The organism is Caballeronia sp. AZ1_KS37 (assembly GCF_023631165.1).
Taxonomy (GTDB): domain Bacteria; phylum Pseudomonadota; class Gammaproteobacteria; order Burkholderiales; family Burkholderiaceae; genus Caballeronia; species Caballeronia zhejiangensis.
On record NZ_JALQDP010000035.1, the window covers coordinates 119,793 to 138,185 of the forward strand.

The 18,393-nt window shown below is 63.6% G+C and carries 19 protein-coding genes; 9 read left to right on the forward strand and 10 right to left on the reverse strand.

Annotated features, from left to right (window positions below; genetic code table 11):
* Nucleotides 1-78: 78 nt before the first annotated feature.
* Nucleotides 79-768, reverse strand: a complete 690-nt coding sequence (locus tag NCS00_RS23665) for a response regulator (protein ID WP_250441137.1) — start codon at nucleotides 766-768, stop codon at nucleotides 79-81.
* 5 nt (nucleotides 769-773) lie between these two features.
* A complete protein-coding gene (locus tag NCS00_RS23670; RefSeq protein WP_250441138.1) occupies nucleotides 774-1,460 on the reverse strand; it encodes a response regulator transcription factor in 687 nt (228 codons plus the stop codon).
* 435 nt (nucleotides 1,461-1,895) lie between these two features.
* Here NCS00_RS23670 and NCS00_RS23675 point away from each other — a divergent pair, with 435 nt between their 5' ends.
* On the forward strand, nucleotides 1,896-2,084 hold the full coding sequence (locus NCS00_RS23675; RefSeq protein ID WP_008347374.1) for a hypothetical protein: 189 nt from the start codon (nucleotides 1,896-1,898) through the stop codon (nucleotides 2,082-2,084).
* Here the strand turns inward: NCS00_RS23675 and NCS00_RS23680 are convergent.
* The 3 genes from NCS00_RS23680 to NCS00_RS23690 are packed head-to-tail and all read right to left on the reverse strand — an operon-like array spanning nucleotide 2,081 to nucleotide 4,673.
* Nucleotides 2,081-2,734: a response regulator transcription factor gene (locus tag NCS00_RS23680; RefSeq protein WP_008347372.1), complete on the reverse strand. Its 654-nt coding sequence runs from the start codon at nucleotides 2,732-2,734 to the stop codon at nucleotides 2,081-2,083. The genes NCS00_RS23675 and NCS00_RS23680 overlap by 4 nt on opposite strands.
* Nucleotides 2,724-4,232 carry a sensor histidine kinase gene (locus NCS00_RS23685; protein WP_175982010.1) on the reverse strand — a complete coding sequence of 503 codons (1,509 nt, stop codon included), beginning with the start codon at nucleotides 4,230-4,232 and terminating at the stop codon, nucleotides 2,724-2,726. Before NCS00_RS23685 ends, NCS00_RS23680 begins: the two co-directional genes overlap by 11 nt.
* A 60-nt stretch (nucleotides 4,233-4,292) precedes the next feature.
* Nucleotides 4,293-4,673 carry a response regulator transcription factor gene (locus tag NCS00_RS23690; RefSeq protein ID WP_033535859.1) on the reverse strand — a complete coding sequence of 127 codons (381 nt, stop codon included), beginning with the start codon at nucleotides 4,671-4,673 and terminating at the stop codon, nucleotides 4,293-4,295.
* 202 nt (nucleotides 4,674-4,875) lie between these two features.
* On the opposite strand from NCS00_RS23690, the gene NCS00_RS23695 reads away from it, so the two are divergent.
* Entirely contained in the window at nucleotides 4,876-6,093 is a 1,218-nt protein-coding gene (locus NCS00_RS23695; RefSeq protein ID WP_034472203.1) for an MFS transporter, read from the forward strand.
* Nucleotides 6,094-6,096: 3 nt separating this feature from the next.
* On the opposite strand, the gene pssA is transcribed toward NCS00_RS23695, so the two are convergent.
* Nucleotides 6,097-6,711 (reverse strand): CDP-diacylglycerol--serine O-phosphatidyltransferase, encoded by a 615-nt coding sequence (gene pssA, locus NCS00_RS23700; protein ID WP_033535860.1) that lies wholly within the window; start codon nucleotides 6,709-6,711, stop codon nucleotides 6,097-6,099.
* 161 nt (nucleotides 6,712-6,872) lie between these two features.
* Here pssA and NCS00_RS23705 point away from each other — a divergent pair, with 161 nt between their 5' ends.
* A complete protein-coding gene (locus NCS00_RS23705; protein ID WP_250441139.1) occupies nucleotides 6,873-7,688 on the forward strand; it encodes a cytochrome c in 816 nt (271 codons plus the stop codon).
* A gap of 9 nt (nucleotides 7,689-7,697) precedes the next feature.
* Here NCS00_RS23705 and NCS00_RS23710 read toward each other — a convergent pair whose 3' ends face one another.
* Entirely contained in the window at nucleotides 7,698-8,522 is an 825-nt protein-coding gene (locus tag NCS00_RS23710; RefSeq protein WP_250441140.1) for an isocitrate lyase/PEP mutase family protein, read from the reverse strand.
* Nucleotides 8,523-8,650: 128 nt separating this feature from the next.
* On the opposite strand from NCS00_RS23710, the gene NCS00_RS23715 reads away from it, so the two are divergent.
* Entirely contained in the window at nucleotides 8,651-9,406 is a 756-nt protein-coding gene (locus NCS00_RS23715) for a COG4705 family protein (protein WP_250441141.1), read from the forward strand.
* 72 nt (nucleotides 9,407-9,478) lie between these two features.
* Here NCS00_RS23715 and katG read toward each other — a convergent pair whose 3' ends face one another.
* Nucleotides 9,479-11,743, reverse strand: coding sequence for a catalase/peroxidase HPI (gene katG / locus NCS00_RS23720; RefSeq protein ID WP_250437024.1), 2,265 nt, complete (start codon nucleotides 11,741-11,743; stop codon nucleotides 9,479-9,481).
* Nucleotides 11,744-12,139: 396 nt separating this feature from the next.
* Between katG and NCS00_RS23725 the strand changes: the two genes are divergently transcribed.
* Together NCS00_RS23725 and NCS00_RS23730 are read left to right on the forward strand one after the other, a co-directional pair.
* Complete coding sequence (locus tag NCS00_RS23725; RefSeq protein WP_250441142.1) at nucleotides 12,140-12,499, forward strand: toxin-antitoxin system TumE family protein; 360 nt, start codon at nucleotides 12,140-12,142, stop codon at nucleotides 12,497-12,499.
* Entirely contained in the window at nucleotides 12,496-12,975 is a 480-nt protein-coding gene (locus tag NCS00_RS23730) for an HVO_A0114 family putative DNA-binding protein (protein ID WP_250441143.1), read from the forward strand. The genes NCS00_RS23725 and NCS00_RS23730 overlap by 4 nt, the downstream gene beginning before the upstream one ends.
* A gap of 10 nt (nucleotides 12,976-12,985) precedes the next feature.
* Here NCS00_RS23730 and fae read toward each other — a convergent pair whose 3' ends face one another.
* Nucleotides 12,986-13,519, reverse strand: a complete 534-nt coding sequence (gene fae / locus NCS00_RS23735; protein ID WP_008347352.1) for a formaldehyde-activating enzyme — start codon at nucleotides 13,517-13,519, stop codon at nucleotides 12,986-12,988.
* Between the two features lie 316 nt (nucleotides 13,520-13,835).
* Between fae and NCS00_RS23740 the strand changes: the two genes are divergently transcribed.
* On the forward strand, nucleotides 13,836-15,128 hold the full coding sequence (locus NCS00_RS23740) for an MFS transporter (protein WP_250441144.1): 1,293 nt from the start codon (nucleotides 13,836-13,838) through the stop codon (nucleotides 15,126-15,128).
* A 6-nt stretch (nucleotides 15,129-15,134) separates the two neighbouring features.
* Here the strand turns inward: NCS00_RS23740 and NCS00_RS23745 are convergent, their stop codons facing one another.
* Nucleotides 15,135-15,845 (reverse strand): GntR family transcriptional regulator, encoded by a 711-nt coding sequence (locus tag NCS00_RS23745; RefSeq protein WP_008347350.1) that lies wholly within the window; start codon nucleotides 15,843-15,845, stop codon nucleotides 15,135-15,137.
* A 171-nt stretch (nucleotides 15,846-16,016) separates the two neighbouring features.
* Here NCS00_RS23745 and NCS00_RS23750 point away from each other — a divergent pair, with 171 nt between their 5' ends.
* Together NCS00_RS23750 and NCS00_RS23755 are read left to right on the forward strand one after the other, a co-directional pair.
* Nucleotides 16,017-16,925 (forward strand): TauD/TfdA dioxygenase family protein, encoded by a 909-nt coding sequence (locus tag NCS00_RS23750; RefSeq protein WP_250441145.1) that lies wholly within the window; start codon nucleotides 16,017-16,019, stop codon nucleotides 16,923-16,925.
* 26 nt (nucleotides 16,926-16,951) lie between these two features.
* Nucleotides 16,952-18,379 carry an aldehyde dehydrogenase family protein gene (locus tag NCS00_RS23755; protein ID WP_250441146.1) on the forward strand — a complete coding sequence of 476 codons (1,428 nt, stop codon included), beginning with the start codon at nucleotides 16,952-16,954 and terminating at the stop codon, nucleotides 18,377-18,379.
* Nucleotides 18,380-18,393: the final 14 nt, after the last annotated feature.

Genomic DNA, 18,393 nt, shown 5'->3' on the forward strand with positions numbered 1-18,393 from the left:
AAACGCGCCGTTTCTGTACGCGACGCCGAAACGCGTGCGCCCGGTCTGGATAGACCGGGCATCGGCACGCCGCCCGAATCAGGCTGCGTGAGAAAGGTCGCCCGGACCGAACCGGTCCAGCTTCAATCCAAGGTTCGATGCGAAGCGATGCAGCTCAGAAAGCCGGTCGAAGCCCAGCAAGCTGCGTACTTTGATACTCTGCGAGCTGATCGCGCTCTTGCGACGTTGCATCAAACTCGCTATCTCGCGGCCTGAAATGCCGCACAGCATGAGCCCGGCGATCTCCATCTGGCGCGCCGTCAGCATCCCGAAGCGCTGTAGCTCCGGATTACTCCGGTACTGATACAAAGCCGCGCGCGCGGTCGCCGACAGATATGACGCGCCGCGCTCGAGCTCCCGCACCGCGGTCAACACTTCGGACATCTCGTCGGATTTGCTCACGATCCCTGCCACACCGCGTTGCTCGAGCGATCCAACGAGAAACGGCTCATGAAATTCGGTATAGACAAGAATCCGCAGATCGGGAAATTCGCGCGAAACAATGGAAAGGAATCGCCATCCGTCTGGCGATCCTCTGCCAGGCATCGAATAGTCGGCGATCAAAATATCGCATTCGCGGTGTGCCAGTAAATCCATCAGATCGGAGACGTCGTGCGTCGTGCCGACCACATCGCAGCCGGCCTCATCCAATGCCTTGCGGAGACCAAATGCGACGAGTGGATGATCATCCGCGATAACGACCTTCAGCTTCTCGCGTTTGCCAGTCATGACATTTACCCCCGGATCGCGTCGAATTCGACGCCGATTTGCGAACGCTCCAACGACAATCCGTGTCTCGCCGCGAAGCGATACATCTCGGATTCCCGGGAAAACCCCAGTCGCTTGCAAGCCGCCGCACGCTGAGAGCTGATCGTATTCATTCGGCGATCGAGCAGGCGCGCTGTTTCGCATACAGAAAGACCACATAGCATCAAGCCCGCGATCTCCATCTGCCGACGCGTGAGCGCGGTGAAGCGGCTCAGCTCGGGCGACACATTGAAGCGCTCTACTGCCGATTGCGCGACGGGAGACAAATAGCGCCCGCCAGCGAAGAGCGTATGGATCGCGACAAGCATTTCAGACATGTTTTCGCGCTTGCTGACCACGCCAGCGACGCCGCGTTGCGCGAGACTTCCCACGAGAAATGGATCGTCGAATTCGCTGAAAACGACGACGGGCAACTTCGGGTATTTGCTCGACAAGGCGGTCAGAAATTGCCAGCCGTCCAACGAGGAAGCATCCGGCATCGAATAATCGGCCACGACCACATCGCACGCTTCATTTTCAAGGACGTTCATCAAACCGTCGGCGCTGCTTTCCACGCCACGTACGTTGAATCCCGCTTCAAGTAATGCTTTATTGAGGCCGCACAGGACGATCGGATGATCGTCGACTATTGCGACTCGAATGTCTTTCGCCATCGTTTCATCTCCCCGAAATCTGCTTAGCTCAACCGTACTGAATATGGATAACGATCCGGATGAACAATATCGACCGGGATTTCGGCTCGATATAGAACGACTTTGAAACGAACCGGGAAGGACGAAACGTTCGACTTGCGTCATGAAAGCCGATGGTTTGCCGAGCAAGGCGCATCGCCGTATTGCGGATAGCGGACGTACACACGAAAAAAAGCCGCCGGGCTAACGCAACGGCGGCTGAACGGGGGCAGACTTAAAACTACGACGGGAGATTACGCGCGATCCGGGCGCCGATATATCGATCGATTTCGAAATGGCGAAGACCTGCCTTGCTTGCATCAAACGTTCGTATAAGCACGCCGAGCCGTTCGTAGAATGGCGCGCGCGCATGCGCTTCTCTAAGCTGACGTCATGGTCACGCATCGGGAGCGCATCATGGGCGATACATCGACACGCAGGCTGTTATCCGCTTGCGCCGCCGTTCTGGCGTTCGGAACGTGGTATTCGCTGAGCGCGCCGCACGACTGGAGCGCGCTCGATCGCGCCGGTTACGACACGCAGTTGCCGCTCGAACGCATCGCGTTGAGCGAAGAAACCGCGCCCTCGATGATGCAAGACCGCTAGGCGCGCGGCGGCGTCGATGCGCCTTGCGGCATCTTCACGCCGAGCGCTTCGGCTTTTAGCACCAGGTCGGCCAGCGAACGCGCGGCCATTTTCTTCATCGCCTGGCCGCGATGAATCTTCACCGTGATCTCGCTCAGATTCATCTCCGCTGCGATCTGCTTGTTCATCAGACCCGACACGACGAACGCCATCACCTCGCGCTCACGCGGCGTCAGCGACTCATACGCGCGCCGCAAGTCCGCGACCGAGCGGCTCGCCGCGCGCCGTTCTTCATCGGCTTCGAGCGCCTGCGCGACGGCATCGAGCATGTCCTGATCGCGGAACGGCTTCGCGAGAAAATCCTTCGCACCCGCTTTCATTGCTTTCACCGTCATCGCTATGTCGCCGTGCGCCGTCATGAAGACGATCGGCAAGCCGAGCTGGCTCGCGGCCATCTGCTCCTGCACGGCAAGACCGCTCTGCCCTTTCAGCCGCACGTCGAGGATCAAACAGCTCGGCACTTCGGGCATGTCGTGCGCAAGGAACTCGTGCGCGGACGCGAACGTCGTCACGTTCAGTCCGACCGAACGCAGCAGCATGCGCAGCGCATCGCGCATCGATTCGTCGTCGTCGACCACGTAGACCATCGCGGCGTGCTTGTCATTGCTCATCGTCTCTTCTCTCGTTTTCGGGCAGCACGAAAAGCAGACGCGCGCCGCCTTCATCGGGCGATTCCGCCCATATCCTGCCGCCGTGCGCCTCGATGATCGAACGGCAGATCGACAAGCCCATGCCCATGCCTTCGGCCTTCGTCGTAAAGAACGCATCGAACAGACGCCGCGCGTTCTCGTCGCTGATGCCCGTGCCCGAATCCTGCACGACGATCTGAGCGTAACCGGGATCGCTGTCGCTCTCGCGCGTCGCCACACGCAACACACGCGGCCCGTTCACGGCGGACATCGCCTGCGCCGCGTTCATCATCAGATTGATGAGCACCTGCTGCAACTGCACGCGGTCGCAACGCACCGTCGGCGACGGCGTCGCGAGATCGGCGCGCACATCCACGCGATGACGCGCGAGTTCGCGCCGCACGAGCTCGATCGTCTCGCCGACGATCTCGTTGACTTCGAGCGTCGCGGGCTGGCTGTCGCGCTTTCTCGCCATCGCGCGAATGCGTGCGATGACTTCGCTCGCGCGCTTGGCGTCGCGGACCATCTGCGCGATCGATTGCTGCGCCTCCGCGATATCCGGTTGCGCGCGATTGAGCCAGCGCAAGGCGGCGCCGCCGCTCGTGACGATCGCGGCCATCGGCTGCGTGACTTCGTGCGCGATCGACGCGGCCAGCTCGCCCAGCATCGTCACGCGCGTCACATGCGCGAGTTCGGCGGTCGAGCGCGCGAGCGCTTCCTGCGCGAGCTTGGTTTCGGTGACGTCCATCAGCGCGCCGACGTATTCGCCGCCGTCGTTTTCGCTCGATGCACGATGCGCCACGTAATGAACGTGCTTCACGGTTCCATCCGGCAGCAGCAGCCGATGCTCGACATCGATATCGCGCACGCTGGACAGCGCCGCTTCATGCGCGCCGCGCACGATCGCGATGTCGTCGGGATGCGAGCGCGCGAGAATTGCATCGATGGAAGGCGTCATGTCGCGCGGATAATCGAAGATGCGATACGCCTCGTCGGACCACCACATCGTGCCGGCGGGCAGACGCGTCGCGATGCTGCCGGTAAGCGAAAGCCGCTGCGCATCGAGCAGGAACGCTTCGCTGCGCTTCAATGCATCGCGCTGACGCTGCAACTCGGCTTCCATGCGCTTGCGCTGCATCGTCGTGGCCTGAATGCGCAGCGAGAGAACGGCGGTCGTGCCGATTGCGAGCAGGCTCACCGCGCAGCGTGCGAGCGCGCCGCCCGAGACGTTCTCGTCGTGCGAAAGAATGAAGCCGACGAGCGTGAGGATGACGCAGCCCCACGCGGTCGCGACCGTCGCGGTGCGATTGCCCGTCGATGCGATCAGCAGCACGACGACGACATACAGCACCGCGATGGCGATATCGAGCGGCGTGAGCGCGTCGATCAGAAACACGGCGAGCGCGATGGCCGCCGCGAGCATCGACACGATGCGCGTATCGTGACGCACCGCGCGCGGCGCGCTCTGGAATGTCTCCATCAATCAATCATCGGCGTTCGTTGGAAAGGTCCGGGCCCGCGCCAGATTACGCGAAGCATTCTAATCCTTCAAAAATCCTTGCCGAATGCGTTCGAGGCAATCGGCGACGGCGGTTCCATCGACGGGCTTGCTGAGAAAGCACACCGCGCCGCCGTCGAGCGCCTGACGGCGCGCGGCATCGGATGCGAACGCGGTGATGAACATGACCGGCACGTTCAGATTCAGCTCGTGCAGACGTTGCTGAAGTTGCAGGCCGGACATGCCGGGCATGTTGAGATCGGTGATGATGCACGCGAGGCCGTCGAGCGGATCTGCGTCGAGAAACGTCTCCGCCGACGCGTACAGGCTGACCTCCCAGCCGAGCGAGCGCAGCAGACTGGAAGAGGCGACGCGGACGGATTCGTCATCGTCGATCACGGAAACTCTGGAAGGCGATTGCAAGGGCGTTGTCCTGTTTCGGCGCGCAATGAACTGATCCACGCCTGATTGGAAGCCATCTTACGCACGCGCCTCGTGCCGCGAAATAACATGAAGGTATAGGTCCGAAGCGCCCGCTTTCATCTGATGAAACGGCGTGAGCCCTTTCTGCGGGAAATGCGCCGACAACGTATAGTCCCGTTCTGCTACCTCAGGGTCTGTTTACATGCCGGCTTCAGCTTCGACCACACGCGACGGCGGCAAGCACGTCGAACTCACGCGCGGCCTGATCGCGCTCTTCGCCTTCTGCTGCGGCGCGATCGTCGCGAATCTGTATTACGCGCAGCCGATCATCGAACTCATCGCGCCCGATCTGCACATGGCGGGCGGCACGGCGAGCCTGATCGTGTCGCTCACGCAGATCGGCTATGCGCTCGGGCTGTTCTTCATCGTGCCGCTCGGCGATCTGCTCGAAAACCGCAAGCTCATGATCGCGACCGCGCTCGTGTCGATCGCGAGTCTCACGGCCGCCACGTTCACGCACACGCCCGGCTGGTTTCTCCTGATCTCGCTCGTGATCGGCTTTTCGTCGGTGGCGGTGCAGATTCTGATTCCGCTCGCCGCGCATCTCGCGCCGGACGAATCGCGCGGCAAAGTGGTCGGCACGATCATGAGCGGGTTGTTGCTCGGCATTCTGCTGTCGCGGCCGATATCGAGTCTCGTCGCGGGCCACTTCGGCTGGCGCGCGATGTTCGGCGCGGCCGCCGTGTTGATGATCGGCATCACGAGCGTGCTCGCGTTCACGATTCCGAGCCGCAAGCCAGATCATCAGGCGACGTATTTTCAGCTCATCGGCTCGCTCGGGCATCTCGTGCGAACGATGCCGGTGCTGCGTCATCGCTCGCTTTATCAAGGGCTGATGTTCGCGTCGTTCAGTCTCTTCTGGACCGGCATTCCGATCGAACTGACGCGTCATTACGGGCTTTCGCAGACGGCCATCGGCATCTTCGCGCTGATCGGCGCGACCGGGGCGACATCCGCGCCGATCGCCGGGCGTCTCGCCGATGCGGGCCACACCGTGCGCGCGACCTTCATCGCGCTGATTCTCGCGGCGATCGCGTATCTTCCCGTGGTGATTCATCCCGCGTGGGGCGTGGGCGCGCTTGTCGTGACGGGCATCGTGCTCGATTTCGCCGTGCAGATGAACATGGTGCTCGGCCAGCGTGAAATCTACGCGCTACACGCCGCGAGCCGCAACCGGCTGAACGCCGTCTACATGACGAGCATTTTCATAGGCGGCGCATTCGGCTCGGCGTTCGCGAGCCAGCTTTACGAGCACGGCGGCTGGACGCTCGTCGCGAGCGTCGCGACGTGCTTTCCGCTCATCGCGCTCGCGCACTTTCTGCTGATCGGGCGGCATCACGCGGCTTCGGCCAGCGCCTGATCCTCACGGCTTGGGAATGCGGATGCGGCTGATCATCAGCGAGCCGGAGATCGCGTAGATCAGCACGAGCGGATGCAGCGTGAAGCCGCCGAGACGCACCGTGCCGAGCCACATGCTTTCGCCGATCGCGCCGGACCACGCGCCGATGGTCAGCAGCAGCACGATGAGAAACGATGTGGGAATGGGCGTGCCTTCGAAGTGCGTGACCTTGCCGCTTGCGCCCGACATCTCTTCGGTCGTGACGTTGTAGCGCGCGAGCCGCGACACGCCGCACGCGACGAAATAGGCCAGGATCACGCGGTCGTAGAGGCCGCGCATGCCGAACCCATAGCCGATGATCGCCGGCGCGACGCCGAACGAGATCACATCGGCCAGCGAGTCCAGCTCCTTGCCCAAGAGCGACGCCTTCTGACGCCAGCGCGCGATGCGGCCGTCGAGCACGTCGAACACGAGCGCCGCGAACACGAGCGCGCAAGCGAGATAGATATGCAGCACATCGGAGTCGTCGAGATAGGACATCGACGAGAAAAGCGCGCCCGTGCCGCACACCGCGTTGCCCAGCGTGAACCAGTCGGCCAGATGGAAATCGCGGATCATCGAGAATCGTTTGGCTTTCATTCGTTTCTGTTTTCGTGACGTTCGGGCAGCGCCGATGGCCAGCGCCGCGAGACTTTCAAGTCTATCATCGCGCCCTCTTTCCCCTAGCACTCCGCATGCCACGCATCGTGGCAAACGGCGTGAGGCAGTATCATCACCGCACGCAAAGGAGGACCGCGACGATGATGTTCAAACGCGCCCTGGCGCTCGCGAGCCTGATGCTCGCCTGCGCGTCATCGATGGCCGCATCGCTCACGATCAACGTCGGCGGCGAGCGCTCGCTCACGGCCGATCAATTGCTCGCGCGCCCGGATGCCGCGATCATCCGCGTGCCGAACGACGTCACGTTTCATCGCAGCATGACGTATCGCGCCGTGCCCTTGCGCGCGCTGCTCGGCATCACGGAACTGCCCGCGGGCAAGGAGCTTCAGGTCACGGCCACCGACGGTTTCATCACGCACTTTTCCGCGAAGCTGCTGTTCGGCGATGCGAAGAAGCGCGCCGAACCGTGGCTCGCGATCGAGCCGGCGGACGACCCTTGGCCACAGGTGCCGGGCAGCGGCGATGTCGGTCCGTTCTATGTCGTGTGGATCGATCCCGCCGCGTCGGGCGTCACGAGCGAGCAGTGGCCGTTCAAGGTCGACGCGATTCGCATTGCGCCGACGCTCGCCGCGCGCTTCCCGCAGATCGCCGTCGACAAGAGCGTGCCCGCGAATTCGCCGATACGTCGCGGCATGACCGTCTTCACGACGCAATGCATGGTCTGCCACAAGCTGAACGGCGCGGGCGATGCGTCGGTCGGCCCGGACCTGAATCGTCCGCATAATCCGACCGAATATTTTCAGCCGTGGGCGCTGAAGGGATACATCCGGGATCCGAAGTCGATTCGCGCGTGGGCCGACATGAAGATGCCCGGCTTCGACAAGAACGCGATCAGCGATAGCGATCTCGATGCGGTCATCGCGTATCTCGGCTACATGGCGAAGCGCAAGAAGTAGCCGGGTACGTTACGCGCGCGCGTCGAAAATCGCGTTGAGATCGTTGCCCGCCGCGGCGTCCTTGAACCCGTCGAAGCGGCCATCGACAAGTCCTTGCGCCGCGCGCATGAACCCGCCCCACGCGACGCGCGCAAGCCCTCCGCCGACGCTCACGCGCCGCACGCCGAGCGCGGCGACGTCGCTCAGCGTGAACTCGGACACGCCGCCGATCAGCAGATTCACCGGCTTCGGCGCGACCGCCTTCACGACAGCTTCGATCTGCTCGCGCGTCTTGATGCCGGGCGCGTAGAGGCAATCGGCGCCGGCATCGGAATACGCCTTGAGACGCGCGATGGCATCGTCGATATCGGGCTTGCCCGCGAAGAAGTTTTCCGCGCGGCCGACGAGCAAGGTGTCGCCGCCGCTTGCGTCGATCGCGCGCCGCGCCGCCTTCATGCGCGCCACGGCGACATCGAGCGCAAAGAGCGGCGCGGATGCGTCGCCGGTCGAATCCTCGATCGACAAGCCCGCGACGCCCGCCTCCACCGCGAGCATCACGCTTTGAGCCACTTCGTCGGGCGTCGCGCCGAAGCCGCTTTCGAAGTCGGCGTTCACGGGCAAATCCGTCGCCTCGACGATTACGCGCAGATGAGCGAGCACGGCGTCGCGCTGCATGTGATTGTCCGCATGACCTTTGGACCATGCGAAGCCCGAGCTCGTCGTCGCGAGCGCCTTGAAGCCGAGCGTCGCGAGATAGCGGGCGGAACCGACGTCCCAGGGATTCGGCAACATGAAGCAGCCGGATTCGTGCAGCGCGCGAAAAGCGGCGCGTTTCTCGGCGACGGTGCGGGGCATGGCGTGGCTCCTTGTGGATGAACGGGTCGGAAGGTCGACGATACGCGAAGGGGCGAAATGGTGCTCGTACTAAGCCGCTCCTAAGCCCTTACCCCTACGCTCGAGTCTTTCCTCGCATGAGAGACGACATGGAGCGAACAGAAAATGCACTCGCCAAGGTCCCCGAACTGACCCTGGCGTTCTGGATCATCAAGATAGCGGCGACGACGCTCGGCGAAACCGGCGGCGACGCACTCTCGATGTCGATGAACCTCGGCTATCTGGTGAGCACGTTCATCTTCGCGGCCGTGTTCGTCGTCGCGGTGATTGCGCAAGTCAAGGCGGAGCGATTCCAGCCCGCGCTCTACTGGATCACGATCATCGCGACGACGACCGTCGGCACCACGCTCGCCGACTTCGCGGACCGCTCGCTCGGCATCGGCTATGCAGGCGGAAGCGCGATCTTGCTTGCGTTGCTGATCGCATCGCTCGCGGTGTGGCATCGCGCGATGGGATCGGTCTCGGTATCGACGATCGCATCGCCGAAAGCGGAAGCCTTCTACTGGGTCACGATCATGTTCTCGCAGACCCTCGGCACCGCGCTCGGCGACTGGACCGCCGACACCGCGGGCTTCGGCTACACGGGCGCCGCGATGATCTTCGGCGGCGCGCTGTTGCTGATCGTGCTCGCGTATCGCTTCACGAACGTTTCGCGCACCCTGCTGTTCTGGAGCGCGTTCATCCTGACGCGGCCGCTCGGCGCCGTAGTCGGCGATTTTCTCGACAAGCCGGTCGCGAACGGCGGTCTCGCGATGAGCCGCTACGGCGCGTCGATCGCGCTCGCGATGTTCATCGTCGTGTGCGGATTTCTCTTCAAGCAGCGGCCCGCGCGCGTCGCGCATTGAAGCGCGTTGCAAGAAGAAACGGCGGCCCCGAAGGACCGCCGCGTTGCCTGCAGCTTCTACCAGCCTGGCCGCTTACTTCTTCAGATCGAAGCGGTCGAGGTTCATCACCTTCGTCCACGCCGCGACGAAGTCGCTGACGAACTTCTCCTTCGCATCGCTGCTCGCATAGACTTCGGCGAGCGCGCGCAGCACCGAATGCGAGCCGAAGATCAGATCGACGCGGCTGGCGGTCCACTTGCGCTGCCCCGACTTGCGATCGCGCCCTTCGAACACATCGCGGCGCGACGACATCGGCAACCACTCCGTATTCATGTCGAGCAGGTTGACGAAGAAGTCGTTCGTCAACGTTTCGGGCTTGTCGGTGAAGACGCCGTGCGCGTTGTCTGCGGCGGTCACGTTGAGCGCGCGCAAACCGCCGATGAGCGCTGTCATCTCCGGCGCGGTCAGCGTCAGCAATTGCGCCTTGTCGATCAAGAGCGTCTCGACGGGCACGCGCACGTTCGACTTGACGAAGTTGCGGAAGCCATCGGCGACCGGTTCGAGCGCCGAGACCGAGAGCACGTCTGTCTTGTCCTGCGACGCGTCCATGCGGCCCGGCGTGAACGGCACCGTGACCGTGTGGCCCGCCTTCTCCGCCGCCTTCTCGATCGCCGCGTTGCCCGCCAGCACGATCAGATCGGCCATCGAGATCTTCTTGCCGCCCACTTGCGCGCCGTTGAATTCTTTCTGAATGCCTTCGAGCGTCGACAAGACCTTGCCGAGCTGTTCAGGCCTGTTCGCCTCCCAGTCCTTCTGCGGAGCGAGACGAATGCGCGCACCGTTCGCGCCGCCGCGCTTGTCGGAGCCCCGGAACGTCGATGCCGATGCCCACGCCGCCGACACCAGATCGGTAATCGACAACCCCGACGCCAGCACCTTCTGCTTGAGCCCCGCGACATCCTGATCACCGACGAGCGGATGATCCACCGCCGGAATCGGGTCTTGCCACAGCAGTTCTTCCTGTGGCACTTCCGGCCCGAGATAGCGAGCCTTCGGACCCATGTCGCGATGCGTCAGCTTGAACCACGCGCGGGCGAAGGCGTCGGCGAACTGGTCTGGATTCTCCCAGAAGCGCTTGGAAATCTTCGCGTATTCCGGATCGAAGCGCAGCGACAGGTCCGTCGTCAGCATCGTCGGCCTGATCTTCTTCGACGGGTCGTGCGCGTGCGGGATGGTTTCCGTCGAATCCTTCGCGATCCACTGATTCGCGCCCGCGGGACTCTTCGTCAGTTCCCACTCGTAACCGAAAAGGTTCTCCCAGAATCCCTGGCCCCACTTCGTCGGCGTCGTGGTCCAGGTGACTTCGAGGCCGCTCGTGATCGTGTCCGCGCCCTTCCCGCTGCCGTAGCTGTTCTTCCAGCCGAGGCCCATGTTTTCCAGATCCGCCGATTCCGGCTCCGGACCGACGTTATCGGAAGGCCCCGCGCCGTGCGTCTTGCCGAACGTATGGCCGCCGGCGATCAGCGCGACGGTTTCTTCGTCGTTCATCGCCATGCGGGCGAAAGTCTCGCGGATGTCATGCGCCGCCGCGAGCGGATCGGGATTGCCGTCCGGGCCTTCCGGATTGACATAGATCAGGCCCATCTGCACCGCGCCCAGCGGATTCTCCAGATTGCGGCCGCCGTCGGTGCGGCTGACTTCCTCGCCGTGCTTCTGTTCGTCGGCGGTGATGACGCCCTGATCTTCATCGTTGCCGGCCGCGCCCTTGCCGTAGCGGACATCGCCGCCGAGCCAGGTCTTTTCATTGCCCCAGTAGACGTCCTGATCCGGCTCCCATGTGTCTTCGCGTCCGCCCGCGAAGCCGAACGTCTTGAAGCCCATCGTTTCCAGCGCGACGTTGCCGGCGAGGATGATCAGATCGGCCCATGAAAGATTCTGTCCGTATTTCTGCTTGACGGGCCAGAGCAGGCGGCGCGCCTTGTCGAGGCTGACGTTGTCCGGCCAGCTATTGAGCGGCGCGAAACGTTGCTGGCCGCGTCCGCCGCCTCCCCTGCCATCGCCGATGCGATACGTGCCCGCGCTATGCCACGCCATCCGGATGAACAGCGGACCGTAGTGGCCGAAGTCGGCAGGCCACCATTCCTGCGAATCGGTCATGACCTCCGCGAGATCTTTCTTGACCGCGGCGAGGTCGAGGCTCTTGAATGCTTCGGCATAGTCGAAACCCGAGCCGAGCGGATTCGACTTGTCGGAATGCTGACTCAGCAGATCTACCCGCAGTTGCCGCGGCCACCAGTCACGGATGGTCGTTCCGGTGCCGGCGGCATGCGTAAACGGGCACTTCGATTCGTTTGACATGCGTTATCTCCTTGCGAGGACGTACCCACTAGTACTAGTTCTTGTGCTACTGACTACCATGGCGTCAGATCCATGCGAGGCGCTGCACGAACCTGGTCCGATAAGGGATTTCGCGGCGTGCATCGGGCGATGCGTGGTTCATCCCGACAGCCTTGTGCAACTTAAAAAATACGTGAGAGCGGCGCTCAATAGAATGCGATTTTTGCAATGCCGCCGATAGGTGACGGCTATAAGGTGGTGGCGCGTTGTTGTCGCGCGGGCATGTTGCAGTGCGGAATCGCGGGCGGCGCGTCTGACTTCTTTTCGTCATGAAAGCGCGCAGCTCGACGCGCGTGTCAGTCTAGCAGCGTCTCGCGAGCTTGGCAGCGAAGGTGTGTCAAGTCGTCCGTTCGGGGAATGGCGGGCGGCGGCCGGGTGTTGGAGCATTTGACAACACACTATGGCGTTGTCAGAGTGTCCAACAGAAAAGCTCCGCTCGTCCTGGGTGCGCGAGAGGAGCTGCCTTCCGGTGGTTTCGTCGAACTAACGATATGGCATGTCCCTGAGCCTGCTCCGGGATGCACACATTCATATAAATACAGGCTTGCGTATGTCGTCGCTGGCGAGTGCGTGCTGCGTTACGACAACGAGCGAGGCAAAGGCGATCACCGTCACTTCGCGAACGTCGAGACACTTTATGAATTTACGTCGGTCGAGCAGTTATGCGCCGACTTCTTCACGAATGTGCAAGTCTGGAACAGATGGAGCTCAAGATGATGAAGACCGTCACGATCGGCATCGCGTCGCTGGAAGAGTTCAGCGAGCGCGTTCTTGCCACGGTCAAGAGCGGCAAGTTCCCAGGAAGGTTCTTCTCCTACGCCACGCCCGAACTCCTCTTCCGCACCTTCACCACGCCCCGCTGGCAAATCATCCGCGCGATGAGCGGCGCCGGCCCGATGTCGATCCGCGAGCTGTCGCGCCGGCTCGAACGCGACGTGAAAGGCGTGCATCGCGACGTGCAAGCGCTTCTCGAAGCCGGCTTGCTGGAACACGACGAGCACGGCGCCATCGTGTTTCCGTACGACACCGTGCGCGTCAACTTCACCTTGAAAGCGGCCGATCTCGCGCCGCCCGCCGCGCAGCACAAATCCGCCGGCACCGCCATCGGCGAAGATTGCGCACCGTCGCCGCGCAGCCCGCGTCGGCGAGCGGCGCCACGAAAGCGCGAGCCGCGTCCGGCGGGAAACCGCTGAGCCGCGGAATTCAGCTCCAGTCGTCCATGTCGTGCTTGATCGTGTGGCGATTCGCGATGAGTTCCTCCACGCTCGGCTCGTTGCTCATGGCGCGCTGAATGGCGAGCTTGGTCGCTTCGTAATTCGTGCGGTACATGTCCTTCTTGTCGATGTTCGCGTCCGTCGCGCAACGCGGATCGATCCACACCAGACTGATGATGCACAAATCGTTCGCCTGATCCTTCGGCAGGATGCCTTCTATCAGGCAATCGACGACCGCATCGGCGGTTGCCGACTGCACCACGCCGCCGAACAGATCGATGTTCGCCATGTCCTTCAGCGTCACTTTCGGCACGATCATCGTCGCCGGGCGCACCATCTGATTGCACGCGCGTATCGCGAACATCGCCGTGTGTCCTTTCGATTGCGCCATCATGTTGGCGAACGCGTGGCCGACCGGCCCGTCGACGCGGCCGATGAGAATTTCGGGCATCGCGTCGGTCGCTTGTCCCGGCGCCGCCAGCACGGTTGCTTCGCCTGCGCGGAAGGTCAGATCCAGACTCATGAGCACTCTCCTTTCAGGGCTGAACGATGGTTCGATAGTCCGGAGGAAGAACCGTTTGCAAGGACGATGCCATCCGCGTGATGCCAGGCGCGCCGGCAATCCAGGCAACGAGGCGGCGAACAGTCTGCGCCCGCCGCGTGACACACTGTGCGGGACGGCGTTTTCCCTGTCCTCCCTGTTTCGGGTGGGGGTGCGGTTCGTCACGCGCACTTAACGTGGCGACGTGCAGCTTGCACTCCGCGCGAGCGCGCGCGGCGAAACCTACAACGCACCCCGCGGCCCGAACGGGCGCCGCATTTTTGAGCCGATCCGACCCATGAACTCACTCGACGGTTACAGGCCACGCGCGGCGTGGTTGACGACGCTGATGCTGACGGCGCTTGCCCTCATCAATTTCCTCGACAAGATCGTGCTCGGCATGGTGGCCGTGCCGCTGATGCGCGATCTGAACCTGTCGCCGGCGCAATTCGGCGTCGTCGCGGGAAGCTTCTTCTGGCTGTTCGCCGTATCGACGGTGCTGGTCGGCTTTCTGTCGAACCGCATCCAGACCCGCTGGCTACTGCTCGCGATGGGCGTCATGTGGGCCGTGCTGCAGATTCCGCAGGCGCTCTTCAGCAGCATGGCCGCGTTTCTCCTGAGCCGCATGGTGCTCGGCGCGGCGGAAGGCCCGTTCTATCCCGTTTCCGTACACGCGCTCTACAAATGGTTTCCCGACGAAAAGCGCAACATGCCGGTCGCCTTGCTCAATCAGGGCGCGATGGTCGGCCTGCTGCTCGCGGGCCTGCTCATTCCGGTGATCACGCATCACTGGGGCTGGCGCATGAACTTCATCCTGCTCGGCATCGTCGGCGCGTTGTGGAGCGTCGTGTGGCTGTTCGTCGGACGCGAGGGCAATCTTGCGCGGCGTCCGCGCGGCAACGCCAGTGCCGACGCCGCGCTTCAGAAAGTGCCGTATCGCAAGCTCCTGAGCAATCCGACCGTCCTCAGCGTGTTCATGCTCGGTTTCGCCGCTTACTGGATGCTCGGCGCCAACACGACCTGGCTGATGAGTTACCTCGAAAAAGCGCTCGGCTTCTCCGGCATCGCGTCCGGACGCTGCTTCGCGCTCGTGATCGCCACCGCGGCGCCGTTCAGCCTCGGGCTCAGTTGGCTGTCGCAGCGCATGCTCGCTCGCGGGGCGTCGTCTCGCAGCGCACGCGTGCGTTTGCTGTGCGCCGCGTTCGCGATATCCGCGTGCCTTTTCTTCGCGCTGATGCTGCCGGGCCTCAGCTCCGCGCAGAAGGTCGCCGTGTTCGCGGTGGCCGGCGCGCTGCCGGCCGTGTGTTTCGCGCTCGCGCCCGCCGTGCTGTCCGAAGTCGTGCCGGATGCGCAGCGCGGCGCGCTCATCGGCATCCACACCGCGCTCACGAGCACGGGCGCGGCGATCGCGCCGATGGTCATCGGCCGCATCGTGCAGGCGCACGGCAGCACGAGTGCCCACGCCTACGAACTGGGCTTCGCGACGACCGCCGCCATGCTGATCGTCGCCACGCTCATCGCGCTGCGCTGGATGCATCCGGATCGCGCGCCGCGCGCTTCGACCGAGCCGGTCGCGACGAGCGCCGCCTGAGCGCGGCTAGCGCGACACCTTCGCCTTGTACGCGAAGCGGTCGCCGCGAAACAGCAGTTCGGCGCAGCACAGCGCCTTGCCCTGAATGTCGAAAGGCGTGCACCGGACGCGCAGAAGCGGCGCGCCCGGATCCACCTTCAGCCGCCGCGCGTGCTCTTTCGTGGCGGCGATCGCGGCGCTCTCGGTTTCCAGGTGCTTCAGCCGATAACCGAGGCGTTCTTCGAGAATGCTCGTGACGTCGTTCGTTTCGAGGTCTTCGGCGACGAGTGCGTCCATGAGCGCCGGGTCGGCCATCACCATGAACATGGCGACAGGCGCGGCGTCCCACAGACGCAAGGTCGTCGCGCAGACGAGCGTGTCGCCTTCGCTTAAGCCGAGCGCTTCCATCGCGAACGGCGGCGGCGTGATCGTCCGCACCGACAGCAGTTCGCCGTTGGCCGTCTGGCCGCGCTTGCGCGCCGCTTCGTAGAAACCGGTCAGTTGTCCGAGATCCGAGCGCTCCGACGGACGCGTGACGAAACTTCCCTTCCCGTTGATCTTCTCGATCAACCCGCTCGCATGCAGCCCGGCGAGCGCCTGCCGGATCGTGATGCGGCTCGCGCCATATTGTTCGACGAGTTCCGCTTCCGACGGCAGCTTGACGCCCGGCGCGAGATCGTTGGCGATGATCTGCTGCCGCAACGCTTCTTCGATCTGCCTGAAACGAGTTTGTGTCATGGCGCCCTTTTATCTTGTCCGGTGGATCGAAACACTGACGGCGATTGTAGCTGTCATGACAGGCTACGGGTTTTAACCGGTACACCTGTTATGACAGGTTGTGCGACCATGCTCGCGAGCATCGCGGCTCGGGCGCCTGTTTTGGCGACGCCGCATCAACGGGAGATCGACATGCAGCAAGCCGGTTCGACCATCGAAGCACGCACTTCCGATTCGGCTCCAGGCGAAATCTGGCCGTTCACCGTCACGCAGGCCACACCCGCGATCGGCGCTTACGTGAGCGACATCGACCTGCGCCAGCCGCTCGACGAGCCGACGTATCTCGCGCTGCGCCGCGCGCTGATCCGCTACAAGGTGCTGTTCTTCCGCGATCAGGACATTACGCCCGCGCAGCACGTCGCGCTCGGGCAGCGGTTCGGCAAGCTGGAAGTGCATCCCGTCATCGCGCATCATCCCGATCATCCGGAGCTCGTCGTCTTCGACAAGTCCGACAAGAAGCGCGGCCGCGAAAACATCTATCACAGCGATGTTTCGTGGCGCGAAGTGCCGTCGATGGGCTCGATCCTGCGTTGCGCCGAATGTCCGCCAACCGGCGGCGACACCATCTGGGTGAACATGGCGCTCGCCTACGAGAACCTGCCCGCCGAAGTCAAAGCGCGTCTCGAGGGCCTCATCGCCGTGCACGATCTGATGCCGCTCTTCGGCTCGATGCTGCCGCCCGAACAGCGCATCACCGTGCGCGCGCAAAACCCGGCCGTCACGCATCCGGTGGTCCGCACGCATCCCGAATCCGGCGAGAAGCTGCTCTTCGTCAACGAGGCATTCACGACGCATTTCTCCAACTACGCGGAGATCGCGGGCTATCGCTTCGGCTTCGATCTCAAGCTGGCCGAAATGGACCTCCTTCAGTATCTGTTCCGGCAAGCGGCCGCGCCGGAATATCAAGCGCGCCTGAAATGGGAGCCGCACACGATCGCGTTCTGGGACAACCGCGCCACGCAGCACTATGCCGTTCAGGACTACTATCCCGCCGTGCGCCGCATGATGCGCGCGACGATCATCGGTGAGCGCCCGGTCTGAGCGCGTCATCACGCAATGGAGAAACCGTGAAAGAGTTGAACAAGTTCTATATCGGCGGACGTTGGGTCGAGCCGGCCGCCGGCGCGCATTTCGCCGACATCGTCAATCCCGCGACGGAAGACGTCATCGGCCGCGTGGCGATGGGCACGAGCGCCGACGTCGACGCCGCGGTCGCAGCGGCGCGCGCCGCGTTTCCCGCGTGGTCGCGCACGAGCGTCGCGACGCGCGCGGCGTTGCTGAGCCGCGTCATGACGCTGTACAAGGAACGCATGGGCGCGCTCGCCGACGCGATCACCACGGAAATGGGCGCGCCCGCATGGCTCGCGCGCGAGAAGCAGGCGCCCGCCGGACTCGGCCAGTTTCACGGCACGCTGACCGCGCTGCAGGACTTCCCGTTCGTCGCCACGCGCGGACGCACGCAGATCGTGCGCGAGGCGATCGGCGTGGCGGCGCTCATCACGCCGTGGAACTGGCCGCTCAATCAGATCGCGGCGAAAGTCGCGCCCGCGCTTGCGGCGGGCTGCACCATCGTGTTGAAGCCATCGGAAATCACGCCGCTCGACGCCGAACTTTTCGCGCAGATTCTCCACGACGCGGGCGTGCCAGCCGGCGTGTTCAACATGATTTTCGGCGATGGCGCCGACATCGGCGGGGCGCTCGCGAGCCATCGCGGTGTCGATATGGTGTCGATCACCGGATCGACGCGCGCGGGTGTCGATGTCGCGATGAAAGCGGCGCCGACCGTGAAGCGCGTCACGCAGGAGCTGGGCGGCAAGTCGCCGAACCTGATCCTCGACGACGCCGATCTGAAGAGCGCTGTATCGAACGGCGTGATCTTCTGCATGCTCAACTCCGGCCAGACGTGCATCGCGCCGACGCGCATGCTGGTGCCGAAGCGTCTGCACGACCACGCCGTTGCAATCGCTGCCGCGACCGCGAACGCGCTGACGGTCGGCGATCCGGCGCATCCCGATACCAAACTCGGCCCGATCTCGAATCGGCGTCAGTACGAGCGCGTGCAGCAGATGATCCAGCGCGGCATCGACGAAGGCGCGACGCTCGCAGCCGGCGGCCCCGGCCGGCCCGATACGCTCACGCGCGGCTTCTACGCGCGCCCGACCGTGTTCGCCAACGTGCGCAACGACATGAGCATTGCGCGCGAGGAAATTTTCGGTCCGGTCGTCGTGATGATTCCGTATTCGAGCGAAGACGAAGCCATCGACATCGCCAACGATACCGACTTCGGTCTCGCCGCCTACGTGTCGTCATCCGACGCGGCGCGCGCGCGTCGCGTCGCGGATCATCTGCGCGCGGGGGCGGTGATGCTCAACGGCGCGACGCTCGACCTGAACGCGCCTTTCGGCGGCTACAAGACATCCGGCAACGGTCGCGAGTTCGGCGAGCACGGTTTGTCCGAGTTCCTCGAAACGAAGTCGATCGCCGGCTGCGCGTAATGCAAACGCCCCGC